The 24,573-nt window shown below is 68.1% G+C and carries 22 protein-coding genes; 13 read left to right on the top strand and 9 right to left on the bottom strand.

Annotation, left to right across the window (positions count from 1 at the left end; translation table 11 throughout):
* Positions 1-48: 48 nt before the first annotated feature.
* Both GFS60_RS22225 and GFS60_RS22220 read left to right on the top strand, forming a co-directional pair.
* Complete coding sequence (locus GFS60_RS22225; RefSeq protein ID WP_159924648.1) at positions 49-477, top strand: hypothetical protein; 429 nt, start codon at positions 49-51, stop codon at positions 475-477.
* A 47-nt stretch (positions 478-524) separates the two neighbouring features.
* Positions 525-5,024 carry a cation-translocating P-type ATPase gene (locus tag GFS60_RS22220; RefSeq protein WP_236603246.1) on the top strand — a complete coding sequence of 1,500 codons (4,500 nt, stop codon included), beginning with the start codon at positions 525-527 and terminating at the stop codon, positions 5,022-5,024.
* A 4-nt stretch (positions 5,025-5,028) separates the two neighbouring features.
* On the opposite strand, the gene GFS60_RS39950 is transcribed toward GFS60_RS22220, so the two are convergent.
* Positions 5,029-5,157 (bottom strand): Rv1535 domain-containing protein, encoded by a 129-nt coding sequence (locus GFS60_RS39950; RefSeq protein ID WP_268962520.1) that lies wholly within the window; start codon positions 5,155-5,157, stop codon positions 5,029-5,031.
* Between the two features lie 237 nt (positions 5,158-5,394).
* Here GFS60_RS39950 and GFS60_RS22215 point away from each other — a divergent pair, with 237 nt between their 5' ends.
* Together GFS60_RS22215 and GFS60_RS39225 are read left to right on the top strand one after the other, a co-directional pair.
* Positions 5,395-6,063, top strand: a complete 669-nt coding sequence (locus GFS60_RS22215; RefSeq protein WP_159924646.1) for a response regulator transcription factor — start codon at positions 5,395-5,397, stop codon at positions 6,061-6,063.
* Positions 6,064-6,153: 90 nt separating this feature from the next.
* The gene (locus tag GFS60_RS39225) at positions 6,154-6,483 is read left to right on the top strand and encodes a hypothetical protein (RefSeq protein WP_236603245.1); all 330 of its coding nucleotides are present in this window, start codon (positions 6,154-6,156) and stop codon (positions 6,481-6,483) included.
* 177 nt (positions 6,484-6,660) lie between these two features.
* On the opposite strand, the gene GFS60_RS22205 is transcribed toward GFS60_RS39225, so the two are convergent.
* Complete coding sequence (locus tag GFS60_RS22205) at positions 6,661-8,466, bottom strand: zinc ribbon domain-containing protein (RefSeq protein WP_159924644.1); 1,806 nt, start codon at positions 8,464-8,466, stop codon at positions 6,661-6,663.
* 672 nt (positions 8,467-9,138) lie between these two features.
* On the opposite strand from GFS60_RS22205, the gene GFS60_RS39220 reads away from it, so the two are divergent.
* The 3 genes from GFS60_RS39220 to GFS60_RS22195 all read left to right on the top strand — a co-directional run bounded on the left by GFS60_RS39220 (position 9,139) and on the right by GFS60_RS22195 (position 11,782).
* Positions 9,139-9,606, top strand: a complete 468-nt coding sequence (locus GFS60_RS39220) for a hypothetical protein (RefSeq protein ID WP_236603244.1) — start codon at positions 9,139-9,141, stop codon at positions 9,604-9,606.
* Entirely contained in the window at positions 9,549-10,406 is an 858-nt protein-coding gene (locus GFS60_RS22200; RefSeq protein ID WP_236603243.1) for a hypothetical protein, read from the top strand. Before GFS60_RS39220 ends, GFS60_RS22200 begins: the two co-directional genes overlap by 58 nt.
* Before the next feature lie 167 nt (positions 10,407-10,573).
* The gene (locus tag GFS60_RS22195; RefSeq protein ID WP_159924642.1) at positions 10,574-11,782 is read left to right on the top strand and encodes a fatty acid desaturase family protein; all 1,209 of its coding nucleotides are present in this window, start codon (positions 10,574-10,576) and stop codon (positions 11,780-11,782) included.
* Between the two features lie 120 nt (positions 11,783-11,902).
* Here GFS60_RS22195 and GFS60_RS22190 read toward each other — a convergent pair whose 3' ends face one another.
* Both GFS60_RS22190 and GFS60_RS22185 read right to left on the bottom strand, forming a co-directional pair.
* Positions 11,903-13,357 (bottom strand): CYTH and CHAD domain-containing protein, encoded by a 1,455-nt coding sequence (locus tag GFS60_RS22190; protein WP_159924640.1) that lies wholly within the window; start codon positions 13,355-13,357, stop codon positions 11,903-11,905.
* A 112-nt stretch (positions 13,358-13,469) separates the two neighbouring features.
* The gene (locus tag GFS60_RS22185) at positions 13,470-13,643 is read right to left on the bottom strand and encodes a CsbD family protein (RefSeq protein ID WP_159924638.1); all 174 of its coding nucleotides are present in this window, start codon (positions 13,641-13,643) and stop codon (positions 13,470-13,472) included.
* 950 nt (positions 13,644-14,593) lie between these two features.
* Here GFS60_RS22185 and GFS60_RS22180 point away from each other — a divergent pair.
* Positions 14,594-14,752, top strand: coding sequence for a hypothetical protein (locus GFS60_RS22180; protein WP_159924636.1), 159 nt, complete (start codon positions 14,594-14,596; stop codon positions 14,750-14,752).
* A gap of 6 nt (positions 14,753-14,758) precedes the next feature.
* Positions 14,759-15,904: a molecular chaperone DnaJ gene (gene dnaJ, locus GFS60_RS22175; RefSeq protein ID WP_159924634.1), complete on the top strand. Its 1,146-nt coding sequence runs from the start codon at positions 14,759-14,761 to the stop codon at positions 15,902-15,904.
* Between the two features lie 78 nt (positions 15,905-15,982).
* Here dnaJ and GFS60_RS22170 read toward each other — a convergent pair whose 3' ends face one another.
* The gene (locus GFS60_RS22170; RefSeq protein WP_159924632.1) at positions 15,983-16,279 is read right to left on the bottom strand and encodes a SelT/SelW/SelH family protein; all 297 of its coding nucleotides are present in this window, start codon (positions 16,277-16,279) and stop codon (positions 15,983-15,985) included.
* Between the two features lie 373 nt (positions 16,280-16,652).
* Here GFS60_RS22170 and GFS60_RS22165 point away from each other — a divergent pair, with 373 nt between their 5' ends.
* Positions 16,653-16,829, top strand: a complete 177-nt coding sequence (locus tag GFS60_RS22165; protein ID WP_159924630.1) for a hypothetical protein — start codon at positions 16,653-16,655, stop codon at positions 16,827-16,829.
* Positions 16,830-16,942: 113 nt separating this feature from the next.
* On the opposite strand, the gene GFS60_RS22160 is transcribed toward GFS60_RS22165, so the two are convergent.
* The 4 genes from GFS60_RS22160 to GFS60_RS22145 form a co-directional block, all read right to left on the bottom strand.
* The gene (locus GFS60_RS22160; RefSeq protein WP_159924629.1) at positions 16,943-17,572 is read right to left on the bottom strand and encodes a sigma-70 family RNA polymerase sigma factor; all 630 of its coding nucleotides are present in this window, start codon (positions 17,570-17,572) and stop codon (positions 16,943-16,945) included.
* Between the two features lie 478 nt (positions 17,573-18,050).
* Positions 18,051-18,863 (bottom strand): ABC transporter permease, encoded by an 813-nt coding sequence (locus tag GFS60_RS22155; RefSeq protein ID WP_159924628.1) that lies wholly within the window; start codon positions 18,861-18,863, stop codon positions 18,051-18,053.
* Positions 18,860-19,789, bottom strand: coding sequence for an ATP-binding cassette domain-containing protein (locus GFS60_RS22150; protein WP_159924627.1), 930 nt, complete (start codon positions 19,787-19,789; stop codon positions 18,860-18,862). Before GFS60_RS22150 ends, GFS60_RS22155 begins: the two co-directional genes overlap by 4 nt.
* A gap of 537 nt (positions 19,790-20,326) precedes the next feature.
* Positions 20,327-21,658, bottom strand: coding sequence for an NAD(P)-binding domain-containing protein (locus GFS60_RS22145; protein WP_159924626.1), 1,332 nt, complete (start codon positions 21,656-21,658; stop codon positions 20,327-20,329).
* A gap of 101 nt (positions 21,659-21,759) precedes the next feature.
* Here GFS60_RS22145 and GFS60_RS22140 point away from each other — a divergent pair, with 101 nt between their 5' ends.
* From GFS60_RS22140 to GFS60_RS22130, 3 genes are all read left to right on the top strand, one after another.
* Positions 21,760-22,623, top strand: a complete 864-nt coding sequence (locus GFS60_RS22140; protein WP_159924625.1) for a helix-turn-helix domain-containing GNAT family N-acetyltransferase — start codon at positions 21,760-21,762, stop codon at positions 22,621-22,623.
* Between the two features lie 60 nt (positions 22,624-22,683).
* Positions 22,684-23,475, top strand: coding sequence for a MerR family transcriptional regulator (locus GFS60_RS22135; RefSeq protein ID WP_159924624.1), 792 nt, complete (start codon positions 22,684-22,686; stop codon positions 23,473-23,475).
* A gap of 128 nt (positions 23,476-23,603) precedes the next feature.
* On the top strand, positions 23,604-24,569 hold the full coding sequence (locus GFS60_RS22130) for a bile acid:sodium symporter (RefSeq protein WP_201453639.1): 966 nt from the start codon (positions 23,604-23,606) through the stop codon (positions 24,567-24,569).
* Positions 24,570-24,573 lie beyond the last annotated feature (4 nt).

The raw sequence follows: 24,573 nt of genomic DNA, 5'->3' as shown, positions 1-24,573 counted from the left end.
TCGGAATTTTCGCGGTGGGCGTGCGTTCGCGGATTGGGTGGAGTGCAGATGAACATTCTCGCGGGAACCGCACGGGTCGTTACCGGGGCCGGAGAGGCCGCGGTCGCCACGGTGGGCGCAGTAGGTGGCGCCACTGTGGGTAGCGTCGTCGGAAGTCTTCGAGGTACGGCCGAAGGTGCCATGGAGGGAGCACGCTACGGGAGCCATTCGACGCCGGCGGCGCTGCTGACCCTAGGCGCGGTCGGCACCGTCGGCCTGGTCGAGTGGCCACTCGTCCTCGCGGCCGGTGGCACGGCGCTGGTGCTGCGTCAGCTCACACCCGCGCGGCCGAAGGCTGCTGCCGCCACGCCGACGGCCGGGTCGACCCCGAGTAAGCCCACCGCTGTACCCACTCCGAAAGATCGTGCCAAGCCCGCCAGGTCCGGAAAGACGTCCGGATCAACGCTGTCGACCGTCCCGGCGCAGCCGGAGCCGTGATTGCCGGAACACTGGTGAAGGGACTCGCGTCCTTTTCCAGTCGGTGCGTGCATACCGGGACGCGGGCCGCCACGTTAGGCGCAGCGGCCGCGCTCGACGCCACCCTGGTGGGTACGGCCACCGCCCTCGGAGTCGGATCGGTGTTGCTCAAAGGACCGGCCGCGGTGTCGGCGGGGGCGCCGTCGCCACGTGCGGTCGCCCGAACCGTTGCCGGCGTGGCCCGAGAGGCCGCCGGGGGCACACCGGTGCGGCGGTGCGGCTCGGGGTCCGGGCGGATGTGGGTCGAGGTACGCGGTCTCGACGGTCCGCACGGATCCGTGCTGGCTGAACGGGCACTGGCCGCCGTACGGGCGGTGCCGGGAGTCGAGGACGCACAAGTGCATCGCCCGTGGTCGCGGATCGTGGTGACTGCCGGTGCTGCTGCGCCGAGCCCGGAAGCGCTGTGTCGAGTTGTCGCCGCGGCCGAAACCGCATCGGTCACAAAGGCTTCGGGTCAGCGTCCGATCGACCTGCCCGGCGACGACGTGGTGCTGGTCGCCCGGGCGGTCGGTGCCGCGGCCGCCACCGTGGGCTTGGGTGTGGCGCTGGCCGGGCGATTACTGCGGTTGCCCCGGCTTCCGGCCGTCCTGGCTTCGGGGGTGATCTCCGTCGACTACCAGCCGCGGCTGCGCGGATTGGTGGAGAAGGCGGTGGGCCCGGGCGCCACCGATCTGCTGTTCGCGGGCGCGACCGCGACCGTCTACACGCTGACCTTGTCGCCGGATTCACTTGCCGTCGAGGCCGCGCTTCGGGGTGCGCTCCTTGCGGAGGCCTTGTCTGGCCGGCGGGCGTGGCAACGGGTGGAGCCGGCTCTTCCCGCCGCCGTCGGCGGTCCCCCGCCCCTGCCACGGCAGGTCCGACCCACCGGTCCGGTCGAGCGGTACGCCGAACGCGCCGGCGTGGCGGGTCTGGCAGGTGACGTGGCACTCGGCGCCCTGACCCGCAACCCCGTCAACATCGGAACGGCGACGATGGTGACCGCCCCCAAGGCGACCCGTTCCGCGAGGGAGCTGTTCGCCAGCACCCTGTGCCGAGGAGTGGCCGACCGGCACGACGTGCTGCCCCTGCACCCAGAGGCCCTGCGCCGCCTCGACCGGGTCGATGCTGTGGTGATCGATCCCCGCGCCCTCTACACCCCGGCGCTGACCGTCAGCCGGGTTCTCGGGGTTCGCGACCGGGATCGGACCCGGGTGTGGGAATCGGCCCGGACCGCGGTCCAGCGCGGCGTTATCGGTCCAGGCTGGCATCCGGTCAACGCCGTGCCCGGCGCCGCGGTCAACGAACCCGACGACGATGCCTGGGTGCTGGTCAGCTCGGTCCACGACCCGTACGCGTCCGCGGTCGTCGCCGAGGCCCGGCGCGCGCAGGTCGAGGTCGTTTCGGTCGACGACGACGCCCTTCGTTCGCTGCGTAACGGTTTCGACCGGCTGGTCCCGCCGGTCGGATCGACCGATGACACCCTGTGCCACACCGTGACTGAGCTCCAACGAGAAGGTCGAGTAGTCGCGGTCGTCGCGGCGGAGGCGCCGCAGGCCGTCGGGCGTGCGGACGTCGGGATAGGTGTCACCCGCGACGGTGCTCCGTCGCCGTGGGATGCACACCTGTGGGCAGCCGACCTGACCGGGGTGTGGCGCATCCTGCACGCGATCCCGGCGGCGCGGACCGCCAGCCGTCGGGGTATCGAAATCTCTGCGCAGGCGTCCGCACTCGGCACCCTGCTGATGCTGCCCGGTGTGCCCGGCAGCGGACCGGAATCGGTCACCGCCGGGGCGGCCCTGGGGCTATGGATGGGACGCTCGAAGGCGCGCAGAGTGCTCACCGCGCCGCTGCCCGCACCCCGGCCGGGGCATGAATGGCATGCGATTCCCGCCGCCGAAGTGCGCGAGTTGTTACCCCCGCCGCGTAGGGACGACCACACCGCCCAGCTTCCGAAAAGCCGATACTCGGGGCTCGCCGCCACCGGACCCGCACGTGCACTCGGTCGCATCGGCGTCCGGCCCGCCCTGTCCGCCTGGGGGTTCCTCCGCGCCGTGCGTGACGAATTGGACGATCCACTGACCCCGATCCTCGCGACCTGTTCCGCGGCGAGCGCGGTCCTGGGCTCACCCATCGACGCGGTACTCGTCGGGTCCGTGCTCGTGCTCAACGCCGGCATCTCGGCAACCCAGCGTCTGCGCGCCGAAGAGGTCTTGAATCGCCTTCTCGCTGTCCAGGATGCGCCGGCACGGAAGCTCACCGATCTCGGAACATCCTATGACACAGTGGATGTCGCCGACGTCGAGGCCGACCGCCGCTACGTCGACATCGCCGCGGACCGGCTCCGGCCGGGCGATGTGATCGAGGTCCGCCCCGGCGAGGTGGTTCCCGCGGACGGACGATTACTCGCCGCCGAGGGGGTAGAGGTCGACGAGTCGGCGCTGACCGGGGAATCGCTTCCTGTAGTCAAACAGACACTTCCCACACCGGGTGCGCCGCTGGCCGAACGCACCTGCATGCTCTACGCCGGCACCACGGTGCTGACCGGAACCGCGGTGTCCCTGGTGACTGCGACCGGCCGCGGCACCGAAACCCGACGCGCCACCGCCCTCGCACCGGCGAAGGTGCGGGAGGTCGGCCTCAATGCCCAGCTGGGCCGGCTGACCCGGCGGGCGATGCCGATCAGTTTCGGTGGTGGCGCCATCGTCACCGGAATCGGTTTGCTCCGCGGCGCCGGTGTGCGATCCGCCGTCACCAGCGGAGTCGCGGTCATCGTGGCGGCGATCCCCGAAGGACTTCCGCTGGTGGCCACGCTCGCGCAGATGTCCGCCGCCCGTCGACTCACCACGTCCTCGGCGCTGGTCCGCGTGCCCCGCTCGGTCGAAGCACTGGGTCGGGTCGACGTGGTCTGTTTCGACAAGACCGGAACCCTGAGCGAGAACCGCCTACGGGTGACCGCCGTCGAACCGGCACCCGGATGTTCGCGGAAACAGGTGCTGGCCTACGCCGCCCGCACCGGGTGGTCGTCGAACGGCGGGCCGCCCGATCACGCCACCGACGTCGCCATCGTGGACGCCGCCGACACCGAATCGGCGCCCGACGGCGACCGGACCCGGCAGGCCTACCTGCCGTTCCATTCCGGCCGGTCCTACGCCGCCGCCGTGTCCGGCACCCATCTCGCGGTCAAGGGTGCACCCGAGGTGATGCTCGAGGCCTTCGGCGAATCCGACGAATCCACGCTCGCGGGGCGGGTGGAATCGATGGCGGCGGCCGGGCTGCGGGTTATCGCCGTCGGGCAGCGCAACCTCACCGCGGACGAAGCGGCGGCGGCTGCCGAGGACCCCGACGCCCTGGCACGACTCTGCGAGCACGATCTCGAGCCCGTCGGGTTACTCGGCCTTGCCGACACTCCCCGCGCCGATGCCGCCGGCCTGCTGCCCGCGCTACTCGACCAGGGTGTCGGCGTCCGGCTGATCACCGGAGACCACCCGGTCACCGCCATCGCCATCGCCGAAGAATTGGGCATGCCCGTCACGCCGGACCAGGTGATCAGCGGCACCGATTGGGACGACCTCTCGCATCGCGAGCAGGAACGCGCCGTCGAGCGCTGCCTGGTTTTCGCCCGGATGTCCCCCGAACACAAGGTGCAGATCGTGCAGACCCTCGAGCGGATCGGGCGAGTGTGTGCCATGGTCGGCGACGGAGCCAACGACGCCGCCGCCATCCGGGCTGCCAGTGTCGGTATCGGCGTCGCGTCGCACGGCAGCGCTCCCGCCCGCGGCGCGGCCGACGTCGTCCTCCTCGACGGCCGAGTCGGGGCATTGCTGGAGGCACTGGACGAGGGCCGCCAGTTGTGGCGGCGGGTGCAGGCCGCCGTAGCGGTGCTCGTGGGCGGCAACGCCGGAGAGGTGGCGTTCGCCCTCATCGGCAGCATCGCCACCGGCCGCTCCCCGTTGAACGCGCGCCAGTTGTTGTTGGTGAACATGCTCACCGACGCGCTCCCCGCGGCGGCCCTGGCGGTCAGCGCGACCAACCACAATGGAAACGGCATCGCCCGCGGTCCGGACGAGGCAGCGCTACTGCGCACCGTCGCCTTCCGTGGCACGACCACCGCGGCCGGAGCCACAGCGGCCTGGGCAATGGCCAGCCTGACCGGCGGTCCGCAGCGTGCCTCCACCGTCGCCCTGGTCGCACTGATCGGAACCCAGCTCGGCCAGATTCTGCTCGACTCCCGCAGCCCGCTCGTCGTCACCACGTCCGTCGGGTCCCTCGCCGTCATGGCCGCGTTGATCAGCACCCCCGGAGTGAGCCAATTCCTCGGTTGCGTGCCCCTCGGGCCGCTGGGGTGGACGCAGGGCCTCGGTTCGGCCGCGGCGGCAACGGCCGCAGCCGCGATCACCCCCGACCTACTCGGTCGCGCACCCGGAATCAGCCACACGATCCGAGAAGTACTCCGCACCGACCACACCCACGACCGCACCTTGTCTTTCACGACGGTTCCCGGCGACCTCGTCGAAGTGCGGAAGGATTGAAGGGTCAGTCGACGATCTCGACCACACCCGCCCGCACCAGCAGCGCGTACAACTCGCGCAACGGCGGAGTAATCGCCTGCGCCACCACGGACACGATCGGATCCGCACTTACGTCGATTCCTGTTTTCGCCACGCCGCCACGATGCCGACCCGAAACCAACTCCCGGTAAACCCCATGCAGTGCGGAGGCAACCAATGGCCGACACCCCAGCGGATCACCCTGACACCGCGCACACCGGTCGGAGAGCGAACGGTCCGCATCCATGCGATCGTATCGGCGAAGCGAAGTGGCCTGCTCCGATACATCAGCGGCGGCTGCTGCACATGGTGGACCGAAGCAGGCGACCTCGAGGCGATCCAAGGAAAACGCGTGAACTCATTCAGCGTCCCGACCGCAATCCCTGCGTGCGTGGTGCTCGTCCACGCCGATGTCCCACGACCCGTCGTCGACCGCATTCGAATGGCCGACATCGACGCGCCCGACCTGGCGGTCCTCGACCTACGGCCAGAACGACGTCGCGCACATGACGCCGTACGGACGCTGAGGGCAACCCGATTCAACGGGGCACTCGTGGTGGTCAGCCAGCGTGATGCCGGCCACGACCGAATCACTGCCCTCGAGGCAGGCGCGGATGATGTTCTGGACGTGCAGATGGGCGAGGAGGAATTTGTGGCGCGGATTCGCGCGGTACTTCGCCGTGCCAAATCCGTGCAGCATCCGCCGACGACACCGATGGTGCCGGGTCTGTCCTTGCATTGGGGGTGCAGAACCGTCGAATGCAATGGCTTGCGCAGGGCCCTCACCCAGACCGAATTCAATCTCATGGTGGTGCTGACCATGAATGCCGGCCGAATTGTTCTGCGCCGGCACCTCCTCCTGATCGTGTGGGGAGCCGCGAGTGAATCGAGGGCGAGGAAGGTCCTGAACACCTACATCTGCGCGTTGCGGCGCAAGTTGGCGTCAATCGGTGCCCAACACACAATTCAGACGATCCGCGGAGTCGGTTTCTCCCTGCAACCACAATGCCGGACTGCCTGAATAACTGAACTCCGCGTTCTCCTTTGGCGCGTAATGTGAAGGGCGGTCGACGCCGTGCGACCGAACCCATAACCCTCTCGGGAGGTTGTCATGAATATCGTCGATCGCGCCGCCCGTACCGTCGGTCGAACTGCGGACATCGCGATTGCGGCGACGGGAGCGGTGGGCGGCAGCGTCGTCGGAGGAACGCTGGGAGCCGTCAAGGGCGTGTTCCAGGGCGCCGGGGCCGGGCTGCGCGGCGGAGCCGGTCTGGGGATCAGGTCGGTGGACAAGATCCGCGGCCGCACGCCAGACTCCGACACACGCCCCGCACACACACGCACGAAGTCCACCGAAGGCGACACCTCCACGTCGACGTCAAAGGCCAAGCGGAAGTCGACGTCGAAGTCCGCGACGGGGCCGAAGCCCCGCGCCCAGTAAGTCCTTCGTCGCCTCGACCTCCGTCGACATGAGCCTGAGCGCGTACCTCACAGGATCGGTTCTGCTGCCGGTCCGAGTAGCCCGGCGGGGCCTGCAGGCCGGCACCTCGATCGGCATCACGCTGGTCGACACCACCGTCACCGGCGCCGCCGCGGTGGCCGGCGTCGGGATGAGCGTCTACGTAGATCTCATACTATCTGCCACTGGTGTGGCGTGTGTCGGAGATGTACGTGTGTCACGGCTACCCGCATCACCTTGCGGCGGTGCGGGTTCGACCGTGTCCCATACCGACGCTTGTGGTGCAGGAACATGCTGTTTCGGAGTCACCCCCACCCGCGGCGTTGCGGTGGGCAGGCTGCGGCGGACCCGGCGATGCCGCGGCCTGCGCGGGGTCGGGCTGGTCTTGTCCCGGGACTTGCGCACCGGTGCGTGCTCGGCGACCTGGATCGCGGGCAAGCGCCCTCGCCGACGGGTGGCCTTGCATTTGCCCAGCAGTGCCCGTTTGGCCAGGTTCACCCCGGCAACGTGGTCCCGGTTGCCGCCGACCCGGCAACCTGAACACCACGCCGTGTGATAGCCGCCGGGGCGCGCAAGCGGTTCGTCGCAGCCCGGACATTGTGCGGACGATCCGCGGGCGGGCACCGAGACCACGGTGATACCGACGGCTGCGGCGGTGTGCGCGAGCGCGGTGACCGCTTGACGGCGGGCGGACTGCGCGGCCCGGTTGTTGTTGACCCGACCGTGCCCGCGGGTCTCGAGGGTCGTGAGATCTTCCACCGCGATCATCTCCGCGCCCGATGCGGCGGCGGAGTCGGTGACCTGGCGGGCGAAGTGGAACGCGAGTTCCCGGTTGATCTTCCCCCGCTTGATACCCACCGCCTTCCGGTGGGCGTCGAGGACGGCGATCTTCGTCTCCAGTTGGGCGCGGACCTCGGGTGGGGCGGTGGCGGCCAGTCGCGTCAACCGGGCCGCCTTGCGGTGCAGCATCTGGCCTTCGGTCTGCAGGCGGGCCAGTTTGATTCCGAGGCCGCGGTCGTCGTACGTCCAGCCCCGGTAATCCGAGGACAACCCGGCCGGGCCGTCGGCGGTGATGGCGGCGGCGCCGAGTGTGGACGGGGACCAGTCGACCCCGACCGCGACCGTGCTGGCCGTCAGATCGCCGGCAGGGATGAGTTCGGTCGCCGCGCACCGCCACAGCAAACCTTTCCGGTCGAGGACCAGGGCCGGAAGATGCCAGTCGGTAATCGCCCGGCCGTGCAGGTGCGCGGGGATCGCGGCGGTCAACCGGACCCGCCGCCACTGCGCCCGCCCCGCCGGGGCCGCGCTGGTGGGCAGCTTCACCGTCAACACCAGCTCGTGGTCCGCCGCGGTGAGCTGTGCGAGCTGCCGATCGGCGGCGGAGAGTCCGGCCATCGCCGCCATCCGGGGTGGTTCCTGCACGTCGGTGATCCGCAACCGGGTCGACTTCGCCCCGTCACTGCGGCGAGAGAATGCGACGAGCTGGCGTTGCACGCCGCGGGCGAAACCCAATGGCACAGAGTCGCCCGGTTCGGTCGGCGGCGCCAGAGTGCCGGTGACCGGATCGAACCGCTCGGACAGTGCCGCGATCGCCGCATCCCGGAAGGCCAGGGTCCGCACAGACGCCATCACCTGCGCCGTCACCACCCTGCTCACCCGTGAGGGCACGTAGATTCCGTCCGGGTAGTGCGGGTTCCAGCCGAGGCGGGCCGCAGCGACGTGACCCTGTGCGGGCAGCCTGCGACCCGCACCGTCCAGTCCGGCGGCGAGCACGTCGAACGTGACCGGCTGCCACAGCCGTGCCGTCAACTCGGTGCCGGCCGCCGCTATCAGGTCGAGGAGCCACCCCACCCGGGTGTCGAGGTCGTCGAGTCCAATCGGCTCACCGGTCGCGTCGTCGACCGCCACATGGGCGCGGGTGGTGAACGCGAACTGCCGCTGCGCAGTCGATTCCGGCCCGATCATGCCGGCCGACCCGGCGCCAGGCACAAACCGAACAAATCCGGGCCGATCGGTCTTCCGAGAAGAGCTGCCATCCCCGAGAAGCTCATCGATCCCCCCTTTCCCCGCCCTCTGCCACGCCACCTCTCATAGGGCCAAGACTGTAACGCCACCCTCCGACAAGAACCGCACGATCCGAGCCACCTGTGAACCGAGCCAATCGATCCCGCCACACCACACCAGGTGTCGGCCCCCGGGCCGCGTCGTCGAGCATCCGGCCGCGTCCCGCCCGCTGCTCCCTCGAGACACGAACCGCGATCCTTGCAGATCCGATACATCGCACCATATTGCTCTTCCGCAACATCTTGCTGTTCGGCTGGCGACGCCTCCCACCCTGCCGAAACCGGCACCCCAATAGCACCTTCGTCCTCTCGGGAGTCGCTCCCGCACAACATGATAAGTCCTGCGCAGATTGGCACCCCGGTCCGCGCGGCTATAGAGTTGGGGACCCGAACCCCGCGCGCCGAGAAGGCAACCGGCCCTCCGTCGGCGTCCTTGCTCACCTCAACGACCGGAGCCCACGAGTTCCGGAGACGCCAATCAGAGATGACAGACAGTGCCAGAAACTGATAGCGAGTATTAGATACGTCTGCAACAGATGAAAGCCTGGCCACCGCCCCCCTGCGGGGAGGCGCGGTGTCGGCGCGGGATATGGCACGGGAATTCCTCGGGGGCGCACCGTCCCGCCGATACTGGTGCGGATTCGACCGAATCTGGATGGAGGTCCGCGGGCTCGACACCCACGAGGGTTCCCAAGTCGGCACCGCAGTCCTCGCCGCCGTGCGTGCCCTGCCCGGCGTGAGCGCAGCAGACCTCAACTACGCACTCTCGCGGATCGTCGTCGCCGTCGACGACGACACACCGTCTCTGACACAGCTCTGCGACACTGTGTGCAACGCCGAAAACTCCGTCCGCGCACCGGAACACGAACGGCCGCTCGATCTACCCGGCGACGACGTCGTCCTCGCCGGGCGGATAGCCGCACTGGCAACCACCGGAGTCGGCCTCGGTGTGTCGCTGGCCGGGGACTGGCCGACCGACACGCCGTGCTGCCGCTGCGGCCACCGGCGTTGCGCCGCCTCGATCGGGTCGACGCCGTGGTGATCGACCCGCAGATCCTCACCCCGGCCGCACCCGATGCACACGTGCTGGACTACATCCGGCACGCCGGCATCCGCACGGTCTCGCTCCGGAGCCCGGCCCTCGGCGACGGACAGAACAGCTTCGACGAACTCCACGAGCCCGCCGACGCCCCCGACACCGCCCTGCACGACGCGGTCGAACAGCTACAGAGCCGAGGTGCCATCGTCGCGGTGATCGCCGCGCACGCCCCGCATGCTCTGGCAGCGGCGGACGTGGGTATCGGCGTGGTCGACGACCAGGAACCGCCCTGGTATGCCGATCTGTTGGTCGACGACCCGTCGACCGCCTGGAGGATTCTGTGCGCCGTACCGGCGGCGCGAGCCGCGAGCCGCCGGGGCGTCGAACTCGCCACCGGCAGTTCACTACTCGGTGCAGTGCTGCTGTTGACAAGCATTCCTTTCGACAGCACCGAACCCGTGACCGGTGGGGCCGCCGCCGGACTGTGGATCGGTCACCGCCTGGCACGCCGGACCCTCGACGACCCCCTTGCCGAACACGACCGCAACCGCCCACACCCGGACGACGCCCACCGAACACTTCGCGACCAGGTCCACCGAGCCGAGCGCTTCGCCCTCGCGCTGCCGCGCGGCGGGCACCTCCCAATCCCCACCCCCGAACAGACCGCGTATCTGGCCGCTCTGACGCTTCTCGTCGCACTGCAGATCATCGATTGGCCCGTCGCCCTCGTGATCGCCGCCGGGTACGTCGCCATCACTGGTCGTCGGCGCCCCGAGCGTGCGCTCGCCCCGTCCGCGGCCTGAACGAAGCACCGCCGCGCGGCCAACCCGCGAACTCTGGGGCCGTGTACCCGGTGCCGCTGCCATCGACTACTCGATGCCGCCACTGACCGATGGGAATACCGCCCCGGCTAACTCACATCTCACCTGACCGTAACCTACTGTTGCGTAACCTACGCTAGCGTAGACTCATGGCGATTTCGGATATCACTGACTACGCCCATCTGACCGAAGCGGATGTCGAGGCGCTCGGTGTCCAGTTCGACGCGATCCGACGCGATATCGAAGCCTCGCTCGGCGAAGATGATGCCCGATATATCCGCGACGCGATCCGGCTGCAGCGGTTCCTCGAAACCGGGGGTCGCGCACTGCTGTTCGCGAGTTGGTTCCCGCCGGCCTGGTTCGGGGGTACGGCGCTGCTCGGCACCGCCAAAATCATCGAGAACATGGAGCTCGGCCACAACGTGATGCACGGCCAGTGGGATTGGATGAACGATCCGGAGATCCACTCGTCGTCTTGGGAGTGGGACATCGCCGGAGTGTCGGCGCACTGGAAGCAGACCCACAACTACATTCATCACAAGTACACCAATGTGCTCGGGCTGGACGACGATGTCGGCTACGGCCTGCTGCGCGTCACGCGCGATCAGCGCTGGCGGCCGTGGAGCGTCGGCAATCCGGTCTACAACCTGCTGTTGCAGCTGTTCTTCGAGTACGGCGTAGCTTTGCAGCACTTGGAGCTGGGTAAGGTGACCAAGGGCGGTGTCGATCGTGTCGAGTTCGTGCGCAGAGGCCGCGAGGTGCTTGCCAAGGTCGGCAAGCAGATCGCCAAGGACTATGTCGTCTACCCGGCACTGACCGGTCCGGCGTTCCCGCTCACGTTCACCGCGAACCTGACGGCGAACATGATCCGCAACGTCTGGTCCAACATGGTCATCTTCTGCGGGCATTTCCCCGATGGCGCGGAGAAGTTCACCGAGGCTGAGGTGGAGGACGAAACGCAGGGGCAATGGTATCTGCGGCAGATGCTCGGCAGCGCGAATTTCGAGGCGGGGCCGGTCATGGAGTTCCTCGCCGGCAACCTTTGCTACCAGATCGAGCATCACCTGTTTCCGGATCTGCCGAGTAACCGGCTGCGTGAGATCTCCGTGCGTGTTCGTGCCCTGTGCGAAAGGTATGACCTGCCGTATACGACCGGATCGCTGCCCGTGCAGTACCTGAAGTCTTGGCGCACCATCGCCAAGCTCGCGCTGCCGAACAAGTTCCTCGCGGCGACGGCCGACGACGCGCCCGAGACCGCGTCGGAACGCAAGTTCACCGATCCCAGGCCGCGGATCGACCCGGCCACGGGCACGCGCCGCGGGCTGGAGACAGCACTCCGCGCCGATGCCCAAGTCTGAATTCGATCAGGGTCAGCCCGACGGCACTGAGAAAATTGACAAGTTGAACCGGCTTCCCGTCGACGAGGAACCACCCCACCGGGACCTGCATGGCAGGAAAGGCCCCGTCTGATCAGGGGGTCAGCGGGCAAGGCGAGCGGCGTCCTCCCGCGCCCGCCGCGCTGCCTGCAGTTCGAGTCCGTACAGCAGCCCGAATGCGAACCCGTTCTCGCCCGGCGTGGTTCCCGCGCGGGCACCGAGTGCGCGGAGGGTATCGGCGGCCACGACGCTGTCCTGGTGCTCGCCCAGGACCTGCTGGATCTTCTTGTATGTGGCGACCTTCTTCTTGGCCTTCTTCTTACCGAGGATCGGTGCAGCGAGTTCAGCGGCGTAGCGGGCGCGCTTGGCGGCCTTCCTTGCCCGATGCAGAGCCGCGTCGTCGGTGCCGGCGACCGCGGTGGTCAGCCTCTTCTCCGCTTTGCGCCCAGCTTTCCGAGTCGCCTTCGTGATGGACCGGGGTGCGGGCGGGGCGAGGAAGGGTGGGTCGGTTCTCCACTGCGCCAACGTATCCAGCAGCGTCCGGTAGCGGTCGCCGTCAAGGGCGGCCATCGCGTGGTCCAGGTGACGGTGTTGCTCGGCGAGCAGATCGTTCTCGATGCGGGCGGCGACCGGTCCCATCACCAGCTCGTCCGGCAGATCGGCCACCTTCTCCGCGAACCGCTTTCGCTGTACCTGCCGGTCTCGGACCTCACCGAGCACACCGGCGTACCAGGATAATTCGGCGTCGAGGTTTGTCCGCGCCTCGGCGTCCAGAAGTTTACTGAAGACGCGCAGGGTGCTGCGGAAACGTCGGATACCGACCCGGGTGGCATGGATCGGGTCCAGCCCGCGGCGGAGCCACACATCACCGGCCACGATCGCCTGGACCTGGGCGTCGAGGTACTCGGTGAGTGCCCTTTCCGCCGTGGTACTTCCCTCGGCGGCGCCGCGTGGGTACTGGTTACCGGCGAGCGCACGGGCGAGTTTCGACGCATGCGGTGACGGACCGGCACCGGCCCGGGTCAGACGTTTGTCGATCCTGGTGAGCAGGGACTCGTCGCCGTGATCGCCGAGTTCCACTTCCACTTCCCGCCACTGACTGACCGCAGCCGCGTCCCCGCCGACGGTAGCGTGCACCAGATCGTCGGCCACCTCCGCAAGCAGCTTCCCGTCGCGGTCGACGAGGCGGTGGGTGTGCCGACGGGTCGACAACGCTGCCACCTGGTGCAAAGGTTTGCCCAGACCGATCCCGGTGACCAGGGCGGCCAGTTCGTCGGGAACCGTCTCACCGTCGGCGGCAGGCACCCGGAGCTCGGTGCGGGCCTTGTCGGAGGGGACCTTGAACTGCCACCCGGTGTCGGTGTCCCCTGTCCGGCGACGCAGCGTGAGGTGTTGGCGGAGCAGGTCCCAGTCGGCGGTGTCGTAGTAATCACTGGTCAGGTTTACTTCACCGGCCTCGATCCGCCCCCCGGCCGGGACCAGCCCGCCGAGATCCGGAACGAGGAAGTCGAGACCCACGTCGTACTTGTTCTCCCGCTCACGCTGCGCCGACACCATGAAGTCCAGTGTGCACGTCACCGCGAGCGGGGGGCGGAGCAAGCTGATTTTCGGTTGGCGAAGGGATAACCGGGTCGCGACCCCGCGGGCAGTCCTAGCCGGTATGAGGGCGCTAGCTCTTGAAGGTGTCCTTGATCTTCTCGCCGGCCTGTTTGAGGTTGCCTTTGGCCTGCTCCGCGTGGCCCTCGGCCTCGATGTCCGGGTCTCCGGTCGCCTTTCCGACCGCTTCCTTGGCCTTGCCACCGAGTTCCTCGGCCTTGTTCTTCGCCTTGTCGACTGCGCCCATGATGCGCCTCCTCCGTGGTGGGCCGACCACCAGCGGTCGGCTGGGGCCGCGAGTGCACACCGGCAGTACGGCGGCCCTGCTCCCTGTCTACCCCGATCCCCAGCCCTAGTCACCCGGGGCGACGGGGACACGGGTCGGGACATCAGCGCTGTGCCAGCGGTCCCCGCCCCCGGGACAGATCGGAGTCGCGGCTTCACTCGACTCACGGGTACCGCCCGCCCGCACTTTCCGTGTGCTGCATCGAGCCGATCGGGTGTGGCATTGCCCACGTCCGTCGGCGTTCGGGTGTCCCGACGCCCAGGACAGTTCGATTCTTTTGGCTTCTCGGGCCCGAAGTGCGCCGACGGACCGGTGCGCAGGAGGCGCCGCTATGCGCGGGTGCTGCCGCCCGTCCGAAGTTTCTCGAGGATCCGCACCCGTGGAGCGAGTGACCGGGATCCTCGAGACCGTGTCCCTGAGTCCACGCGGCATAACCTTGGCCGAGCTGGCGGCCGCGTTGGGTGCAGCGAAGACCTCCATTCAGGAGCTGAACCAACGGACTTCTCGCGCGGCTACTCATCGAGGAAGCGCACCGGTTCCACCTGGTTCCGGGCCGTTCATCATGGCCTCGCGCAGTCGCACGTCGTGCTGACCTTCGGCGTGACAAGGCCTGTCAACGAGGGATTCTCGCTACATAGTCCCGGAAAACGCACTCCGGGCCCTATCCGTGCCACCGCTCCGTGTCACTCATGGTTTGTGAGCAGTCGGCCGCGAATTTCAGTTATCGCAGCCACCCCGACGCAAGTCTCCGACGTAGAGGTGGAGATCGTGCAAACCCGCGAGCGGATCGGGCAGCGTGTGCCATGGCCAGGATGCCATGCCGGCAAGGGATCTGAGGCGAATACACTCGAGGTAGGTCGAGAGTGATCACCCACCAGACGGTCCCCACCCGTCGACCGCCTAGAGAATAGATGCGCCAGGCAATCAGCGCCCGCACTCTCCTCGTACTCGAGGTTGCGGTGATCGACCGGGTATCAGGGCTGCAGCCCGGAGCATCAGACGGCGCCGATTTCGGAAGTAAGTCGTTCGTCACGGGCATGTCCGGTCAGCACGCCAGCGGGAGAAGGTGATAACCAGTGACGCAGCGAGAATGGGTGGAACGCGACTTCTATGCCGACCTGGGCGTCCCGTCGGACGCATCGACCGAGCACATCAAGAAGGCATACCGCAAGCTCGCCCGGGAGCTGCACCCGGACGCCAACCCACACGACTCCCGAGCCGAGGATCGCTTCAAAACGGTCAGCGAGGCGCACGCCGTCCTCTCGGACCCGGTCAAACGCAAGGACTACGACGAGACACGCAGGCTGTTCACCCCCGGAGCCTTCGGCCGCAGCGGATTCCACGCCGGTGCCAGGTCGGGCGCCGGCGGCAGCGGCGGAGATTTCGGCCTCGGCGACCTGTTCGGGCGGAGCTCACCCTTCACCAGTACCGGGGACCTGTTCGATCGGACCACCGGCACGCGCCCACGGCGCGGCAGTGACATCGAGACCGACACGCGACTGACCTTCCGAGCGGCCATCCGCGGCACCGTGGTGCCACTACGAGTGAGCGGCGTCTCCACATGCACCGCATGTCACGGCAGCGGCACGACTCCCGGGACCACCGCGAGAGCCTGCCCGCGCTGTTATGGAATGGGATTAATCACTCGCAACCTGGGAGCATTCGGGTTCAGCGAACCCTGCGACGACTGCCGCGGCAGCGGGTTCATCATCGACGCACCCTGCCCAGATTGCCAAGGCACCGGCAGCGGGAATCGCACCCGCACCGTCAACGTCCGGATGCCGGCCGGCGTGTGCGATGGCCAACGCCTCCGGCTCCCGGGTCAAGGCGAACCGGGCCTGCGGGGCGCCCCCTCCGGCGATCTGTACGTTCGCGTACACGTCACCGAGGATCCGGTGTTCGGCCGCGACGGCGATGACCTCACCGTCACGATTCCGGTCACCTTCAGCGAGCTGGCCTTGGGTGCAACGATGTCCGTTCCCACCCTCGAGGGAACCGTCGGAATGAAGATTCCGGCGGGCACGGCAGCGGGACGAACCTTTCGGATTCGCGGTCGCGGAGCGCCCAGACGTGACGGCACGGCGGGCGATCTGCTGATCCGGACCGAGGTCACAGTGCCACCGAAGCTGGACACCACCGCCGCCGAAGCCCTGCGGGCATACGCGCACGCCGAGCGAGCATCCGGATTCGATCCCCGCGCCAAGTGGGCGGGCAGGAAATGACTTCGAGAGAGTCGACGATCCGATCGCCCGGCTCGGCCACGACCTGCGGTCCCGAGCAGTCGCTGGGGATCTGACAGGTCAGGTTTCGGCGCGGTCGCTGTGCCCGAGGTGGCGGTCGGGAGCCACCCGGTCACGGACCAGTTGCTTCAGGACGGTGATCTCGGGGAATCCACTTTTCTCCTTGCGGTCCCAGATGAGTTCTCCGTCCACGGTGATACGGAAGATTCCGCCCGTGCCGGGTACGAGTGCGACTTCGCCGAGTTCTTGCCCGAAGGTGCCGAGAAGTTCCTGCGCCATCCATGCTGCGCGTAACAACCACTGGCACTGCGTGCAGTAAGTGATCTCGACCCGGCTACCTGGGCTGCTCGTCGTCATCGGGCCAATGTAACCGATCAGGAGCCCCGAACTCAGTCGGACGCTTGCCGATTGGTGAGCCGACGAATCTACACCGATGCCATCGTCTCGTCATCTGGATGTCACCGACGAACTGCACAATGTCGATCGTCAGACCGTGCCCGTCTTGTGAAAGGAATTTCCCATGTCTACTGCACTCGAAGAATCACGTCGCCACGCCATCGAATTGACCAACGAGAAGATTCAGGCCATCAAGGATTTCTTCACCAACATCTTCCGCCTGGACACCGCGAAGTAGCGCGCCCGTCTGCCACCACCGTCGTGGCCGCGTTGCGTCCTTTCTCGTCCTCCTTCGTCTGATCTGGTACCCATCCCTACGGATCAAGGAGTCACCATGACGGGCACCAACGAGTTCGAGACGCCGACGACGGATCGGACGGACGCACCATCCCAGGCTGCCGCACCGACGTGCTGCAGCACCGAACGGCAGACCACCTGCTGCGATCAGAGCGAGAAGTCGACGTGCTGTGGTCCGGCGGCCACGTCCGGCGGCGGATGCGGCTGCCAATAGCTCTCGACCAGTCGACACGGCGGTGCGGTGCGAGCGAAAGTGGGCTCGCACCGCACCGCCGTCTGTGCGTAGTTATGCGCGGATGACCGGCGTCACCCCGCTGGGTTGCCGGCCTACTGATCGTCCGGTGGCGTGGTTCCGCAGGCACAGGCTCCGCCGCTGCGCGGCTGATAGTCGTGCACGTGACCGGTGCGATCCTGGCTGATCTGACAGCAAGCGTGCAGCCGAGCCTGAAGAGTGGCACGGCCGCGCTGGACCCGGGATTTCATCCCGGACACCGAAATTCCCGCCTCGCTGGCCGCGGCGGCGTGGGTTCGGGCGTCGAGGTCGACCATCTTCACCGCCGCGGCCTGCTCTGCGGGCAGCCCGGAGAGCATCGGCACCAGGCACGAGGCGAGTTCTTTCGCCGCCGCCTCGTCGGGATCGGGTTCGCCGCCGAGTGGGTTGTCCGGGACGGCGTCGACGGCGAGTTCCCGCCGATGAGGCGCCGACCGGTAGTAGTCGGTAATCGCGTTACGGGTGATGGCATACATCCATCCCAGGAGGCGGTCCTGCTCCCGTAGATTGTCCAAACTCTTGGCCATCCGCAGAAACACGATCGACAGAATGTCGTCGGCGTCCTCGGGACGCGAGACCCGGCGGGCGATGAAGGCCCTGAGGTCGCTCGAGAAGCGGCGCCAGAGCTGGTCGAGATCAGCGGGCGGCTCGGATGTGGTCGTGGTGGTGGAAGTGTCCTCGCTCATGATGTTCCGGTTCCTCTCCGTCTCCAGCATCCTCGCCTGACGGCGCGGTGACGACCCCCTGAGTCGTCTTTCAGGTACGGACGACGGTCACCGCGTTCGGACGCATCGTGCGTCCGAAAGCCGGGTTCCTCGTCTGTATGGGTGTCGATGTCGATGACGGGTTCTCCGCTTCGACGTACCAGTTGAAGCGCGTGAGGAGGTGAGAGCGATGCTGACCACACATTTGTTTTCGGGTCTGACCAGCGAAGAGGTCGATCTGATCGTGGCGGAGGAACTGCATCTGCTCGGCGCCGCCGCATGAGCGCCGTCGTCGCCCGCACCGGGCGGATCCGCTGACCACAGCGCTCCCAGCCTCTACCCCTTCTCCACCGGGGTAGGGGCCAGAAGAGTGCCCGGCTCCGGACCAGCAGTGCACATGACGAACCCGCCCCGCCCTTTGCCCTGCGGAAGGGAAAGGGCGGGGCGGGTAAGTCTTCGTTCAGCGGGCGCGCGCTGACCGAACCAGGCGGGTGAGAATCGGGACGGCGGTGACCACCGCCCACAACCCGATCGCCGCGACCAGGGCTGCGGCGGTGTCACCGATGGTCGCGGTGCCGAGCACGTGCCCTCGCAGCGCGTCGGTGGCGTGCGCGACCGGATTGACCGTCGCCATGGCCTGCATCCAGCCGGGCATGGTCTCGATCGGGGCGAAGGCACTCGAGATGAACATCAGCGGCATCATCACCATCATTCCGGCGAACTGCACCACATCCGGGCGGCGGAGCCGGTCCCCGATGAGCCCGAACAAGGCGCTCATCGCCCCGGCCAGCACCACCAGCACGACGACCGCGGCGACGGCATCGAGCGCGGTGCCGTAGAACTCGAAACCCAATGCGACCGCGGCGATCCCGAGCAGCGCGGCCCGGGCGAGAGTGAAGAACGCCTCGTTGAGCGTGCGGGCCACCCCCGGCAACGCCGCCCGCATAGGCAGGGCCGCGAAACGATCGTGCAGGCCGTTGGTGTGATCGATCGCCGCAGACACCCCGGCATTGGTGCCGGCCATCACGGTGGACACGGCGAGCATGGCCGGGGTGAGAAAAACGATATAACTGACCCCGGGCGGAAAGCCCGGCCCGGCGGCGACGCTGCGGAAGACCTGGCTGAACAGGACGAGCATCGCCATCGGCATGGTCAACGAGAACATCAACAGCTGCGGAACACGGGCGCTGGTGCGCAGGTTGCGGACGGTGAGGGCGGCGAGCTGGTCCCCGATCGGGAACCGCCCCGTCGTGGTGGTGCGAATGGTGGTCATCGGTGGGCTCCAGTGTGGGCGAGGTGGGTGAAGACGTCGTCGAGGCTCGGGGAGATCACGTCCAAGTCGGTGACCTCGATACCGCCTCGGTGCAGGTGAGCGACCAGTTCGGTCGCGGCGGGCGCGTCATCGACGGTGACCGCCACCCGAACCCGGCCGTCGTCGAGACGGTGATCGGTGTCCGGGATGAACGGCAGGCTGCCGAGTTGGTGGGCGGGGACGGTCGCGGTCAGGACCTTGCCGCCGACGATCCGTTTCAGCTCGGCCGGGGTGCCGCGGGCGGCGACGCGACCCCGGCTCAGGACCACGATGTGGTCGGCAAGCCGGTCGGCTTCCTCCAGATACTGGGTGGTGAGCACGACGGTGGTGCCGCTGGTGGTCAGCTCGTCGACGACGTCCCACAGCCCGGCCCTGGCAATCGGGTCGAGACCGGTGGTCGGTTCGTCGAGGAACAGCACCGACGGGGACCCGACGAGGCTCGCGGCCAGATCGACCCGCCGTCGGGAGCCACCGGAAAGTTCCCCGATCCGCCGAGTCGCGTACTCGTGCAACCCGAGTCGGTCGATCAGCGCATCGGCCCGTGCGCGGGCGGCGGTGCGGCGCAACCCGGTCAGGCGGCCGATCAGCTCCAAGTTCTCTCTGGCGGTGAGGAATTCGTCGAGTCCGGCGTACTGGCCGGTCACCCCGATCCGGCGGCGCACCTCGGTAGCGTCGGCGACGACGTCCAGACCCTCGACCTCAACCCGGCCGATGGTGGGGCGCACCAGGGTGGTCAGAGTACGGATCAAGGTGGTCTTACCGGCGCCGTTGTGGCCGAGTACCCCGAGGGTGGTCCCGGCCGCGGCGGCGACGTCGACTCCGTCGAGGGCCCAGGATTTGCCGTAGGCGACGTGCAGGTCCTCGACGAGGACGGCGGGGGCGGTCATCGCACGCCCCCGGCGTGATCGGCGTCGGGATGGGCGGACAAGTGGGTGGTCATCGGAAGATTCCTCTCGAAGAAGGGTGTGCTCCCACCCGGTGGTGAGTGGAAGTCCGCTTTCTCAGACGAAGCAACCGAGAGTTGGACGCAGCAGGATCCGCCAGCTATTTGCTGCGCCTATAGTTGCTCACTTCGGCTCGTGCGCGAGGTCAGTTCTGCGGGTGTCCACGCAGGCCAGGTGGCTTCGCCGACGAGGTATCCGTCGGTGAACAGTGCAACGAGGCGCGGGCCTGTTTTCGAGCTGTTGTCGTACACGGTCGCATGATCGCAACGTGGGAATGCCTGAGCGACGAGACCCCACAGTCTTCGGTGCTGCCTTTTTCCCTCGGCCATCGCGCTGGACACCAGGTCTGCCGCCAAGCGCGTGACCTTGTCCGCAGGACTTTGCATCGCTTCGCTTCCCGTGTGGTGTAGCTGTTTGCTACAAGCGTAGCTGGTAGCTACATCATTGCCGGGGTTCGCGGACGCTCACCGGCCTTCCCTGCTATCCGTTCGGACGGGCAGACAGAGTCACCAGCTGCGGAGCCGGTGCGGCGCCGCGGCCACCCTCAGCGGCGGGTTCGGGTTCGTCGAACACCCCGGCGCCGCCGCACACCCCGGTCTCGGGCAGGGTCAGCTCGACCCGGGCCGCGGCGTCGTGATCCCCGCTCAGGGCGGCGGCGATGCTGCGGACCTGCTCGTACCCGGTCATTGCCAGGAAGGTCGGGGCGCGGCCGTAGCTCTTCATCCCGGCCACGAACACATTCGGCTCGGGATGTGACAGTTCGGCGACCCCGTGCGGGTAGACGGTGCCGCAGGAGTGCACGTTCGGGTCGATCAACGGCGCCAACTGGGTCGGGGCCTGCAGCACGGGGTCGAGGCCGAGTCGGATCTCCGACAACCAGGACAGGTCCGGCCGGAACCCGGTGAGCACCACCACCCGGTCGACGTCTTCGATGCGGGCCCCGGTGTCGGAGACCAACGCCACCCGCTCACCGCCGGGTTCGACTGTCGCGGTGCGGAACCCGGGAACCACCTGCAACAGTCCGGCATCGACGGCCGCCTTGGCCCGCAGGCCGAGGGCGCCGCGGGCAGGCAGCTGGTCGTCCTCACCGCCGCCGAACGTGGAGCCGACGTCACCGCGGCGCAACACCCACGTGATGCGGGCGCCCGGGGCCTGCTTCTCCAGATTGGCCAACGCGACGATCGCGGTCAGCGCCGAGTGGCCACTGCCGGCGATGACGGTGTGCTTGCCCGCATACCTTGCTCGCACTGCGGCGTCGGCAAGGTTCGGGACCCGGTACTCGATCCGGTCCGCAGCAGCCTTCTCGCCGAGAGCCGGCAGGCCTTCGCCGCCGAGCGGGTTCGGGGCGCCCCAGGTGCCGGAGGCGTCGATGACCGCCTGAGCAATGATGCGGTCCTCGGTGCCGCCTGAGCGGCGAAGGTGCACCGACAGTGGTTCGGTGTCGCGGCCGGCGTCGACCACCCGGTCCCGGCCGCGGCGGGCCACCCCGATCACCTCGGTGTCCAGCTGAACCACGTCGCCGAGCGTGGATGCCAGCGGCTGCAGATAGTTCTCGGCCCAGTCCTGGCCGGTCGGATATGTGTCATCGTCCGGGGCTGCCCAGCCGGTCGCCTCGAGCAGGCGGCGAGCGGCGGGGTCGATCAACTCCCCCCAACGGGAGAACAACCGCACATGGTTCCACTCGGCGACGGCAGCACCGGCGAGCGGACCGCGCTCGAAGACCAGCGGAGTCAGGCCGCGCTCACGCAATTCGGCGGCGGCGGCGAGGCCGATCGGCCCCGCACCCACTACGACCACAGGCAAAGCATTCATCTCGAAATCCTTTCATCGACGTTCATCGATCTACTGATTCCGGAGAGTATCGATGCTCGTCGATGAATGCAACCATCGACGCATATCGATATAGTGAAGTCATGAGCCCCGTGGAGATGTCGGCCGTCCGGACTACCCGCCCGAACGATGCGCTGGCGACCGAAGATGCGGTCACCTACGCCGGTTGGTTCGCCTGCCTGGCCGACCCCACCCGGGTCCGGCTGCTGCACCAGGTCGCATCCCGGCCTGCCGGGATCACGGTCGGTGAGCTCGCCAACGCCCTCGAAATAGGACAGCCCACCGTCTCGCATCACGTCCGCAAGCTCGCAGACGTCGGCTTCGTCACCGTGAACAAAAGCCGCACCAGCACCGTCGTCACGGTCAACCCCTCCTGCTGCACCGGACTGCCACACGCCGCGGACGCGGTCATGGGCGTGCTGACCTCGCGCCCGTGCTGCCCGGACGACCTCCCCGGCGACGTGACCGTCCGCCCGATGACAGACGAGGACTGGGGGGACGTGCGCAGGATCTACTGCGAGGGCATCGCCACCCGCACCGCCACCTTCACCACCGAAGTGCCCACCCAGGAATCCCTGGATGCACAGTGGCTCCCCAACCATCGGTGGGTCGCCGAGATCGACGGCACGGTGGCCGGCTGGGCCACGCTGAGCCCGACATCCGGACGGGACTGCTACCGAGGCGTCGCGGAAAACTCGATCTACGTCGCCGACGGCATGCGCGGGCGCGGCGTCGGCAAGACCCTGCTGCGCACCCAGGTCATCGCCGCCGACGACGCCGGTATCTGGACGCTGCAGACATCGATCTTCCCGGAAAACCGGGCCAGCATCGCCCTCCACCACTCCGCCGGATTCCGCACCGTCGGCGTCCGCGAACGCATCGCCCAACTCGACGGTATGTGGCGCGACACCGTCTTCCTCGAACGCCGCAGCGCAGCGACGACCTGAACGGTGTTCGCAACCTTCGACTTGACCTTCGAGTCGAGTTGAAGGTTTACCGTCGATGACATGAGCACGTACAGGATCTCCCAACTCGCGGAGCTCTCCGCGGTGCCGGCCACGACTCTGAGGTTCTACGAGACCGCGGGCTTGTTGCCCGCGGCGCGGACCGCGTCGGGTTACCGGGTCTATGACGACGACGCGGTAGACCGGTTGGCGTTCATCTCCTCGGCGAAACTTCTCGGGTTGCCGCTCGAGGAAATCCGGGAGCTCCTCGAGGTGTGGGAGCAGGGGGTCTGCGCGCACGTGCGGCAGCGGATGCTGCCGATGATCACCGAGCGCATCACCGATGCGGACGGCCGGATCGCCGAACTTTCCGCGTTCTCGGCGCACCTGGCCCGTGTCCGCACCGACCTGTCCCAGCCCCCGCCGACAGGCGCTTGCGGACCCGAATGCGGCTGCCTCACAACCGCCCCGACGACACCGGTCGCGGTCTCGTTCACCCGGACCCGGCGCGAGCCGGCACCGGCACCGGCACCGGCACCGACAATCGACGACAGACCGGCGACTCCGGTGGCGTGCACCCTCGGCGGCGACCAGAAGGGCGAACGGATTCAGCGGTGGCAGCAGGTCCTGGACTCGGCGACAGGCCGTGAGGACATCGACGGCGGCCTGCGACTGCGGTTCCCGGCCGATCCGGACCTGGTCGCCGACGTGGCACGGCTGGCCGCGGCCGAGCAGAGCTGCTGCGCGTTCTTCGATTTCACCCTGCAGCTGACCCCCGGCACCCTGGTGTTGGGTGTACGCGCCCCCGAGGCGGCCGAGCCGTTGGTGACCGAGCTGTTCGGAGTGAGGGCATGACGGCGACCGGCCGACGATGACCGGTCGCCGAGCCACGTGCGCGACAATGACCGAGCCTTGGGCGTAGGCAAAATACGAACCGACGAGGGAGACGAGGAGTGGCACAGCCGCAGGGTGTGGTCGCGCGAATGGAACGGCACCAGGTGGCGATCTACCTCGCGGCGATGGTCGCCGGCGCCGGGATCGGCTGGGCCGCACCGACAGCGGGCCCTGGCCTCGAGCACGCGATCAACCCGGTTCTCGGCGCGCTGCTGTTCGTGACGTTCCTGCAGGTGCCTGCCGCCGAACTGCTGCGGTCCCTGCGCGACGGCCGGTTCCTGGCGGCCATCCTGGCGGTCAACTTCCTGCTCGTCCCGCTCGTCGTCGCCGCGATGTTCACCTTCCTGCCCGCCGACCAGGCGGTGCGGATCGGTGTGCTGCTGGTGTTGCTGTGCCCGTGCGTGGACTACGTGATCGTCTTCTCCAGGCTGGCCGGCGGCAGCAGCCGCCGTCTCCTCGCGGCGACCCCGCTGCTGCTGCTCACCCAGATGCTGTTGCTCCCGGTGTTTCTCGTGCTGTTCCTCGGTTCGGACCTGTCCGATATCGTCGACGTCAAGCCTTTCGTCACCGCGTTCATTCTCTTGATCGTCATCCCCCTCGTGTTGGCGTGGGCCACCCAGTTCTGGTCGGCGCGTGCGGAATCCGGGCGGAGCGCATCGGCGGCGGCAACCGCACTGATGGTTCCGCTGATGGCGGCCACCCTGCTGGTGGTGGTCGCCTCCCAGGTGCCGAAGCTCGAGGGCCAAGTTGCCGATGTGGCCGCGGTGGTGCCCTTCTACGTGGTGTTCCTGGTGGTGATGGCGTTCGCGGGACTGCTGGTCGCCCGGTTGTGTCGGTTGGACCCGCCGTCGGGGCGGGCCGTGGTGTTCAGCGGAGCAACCCGTAACTCCCTGGTCGTGCTGCCCCTTGCGCTGGCCCTGCCCGACCACCTCGCGGTCGCCGCGGTCGTCGTGGTCACCCAGACCCTCGTCGAGGTCGTCGGCATGGTGATCTACGTCCGGTTGGTGCCGCGTCTGCTGCCCGCGGCCACCGATATTTCACCCGCACCGGCCTGAGCCG

It is taken from the genome of Rhodococcus sp. WAY2, assembly GCF_009859915.1.
GTDB classification, from domain to species: Bacteria; Actinomycetota; Actinomycetes; order Mycobacteriales; family Mycobacteriaceae; genus Rhodococcus_F; species Rhodococcus_F oxybenzonivorans.
This window is presented reverse-complemented; position numbering and strand designations above follow the sequence as displayed.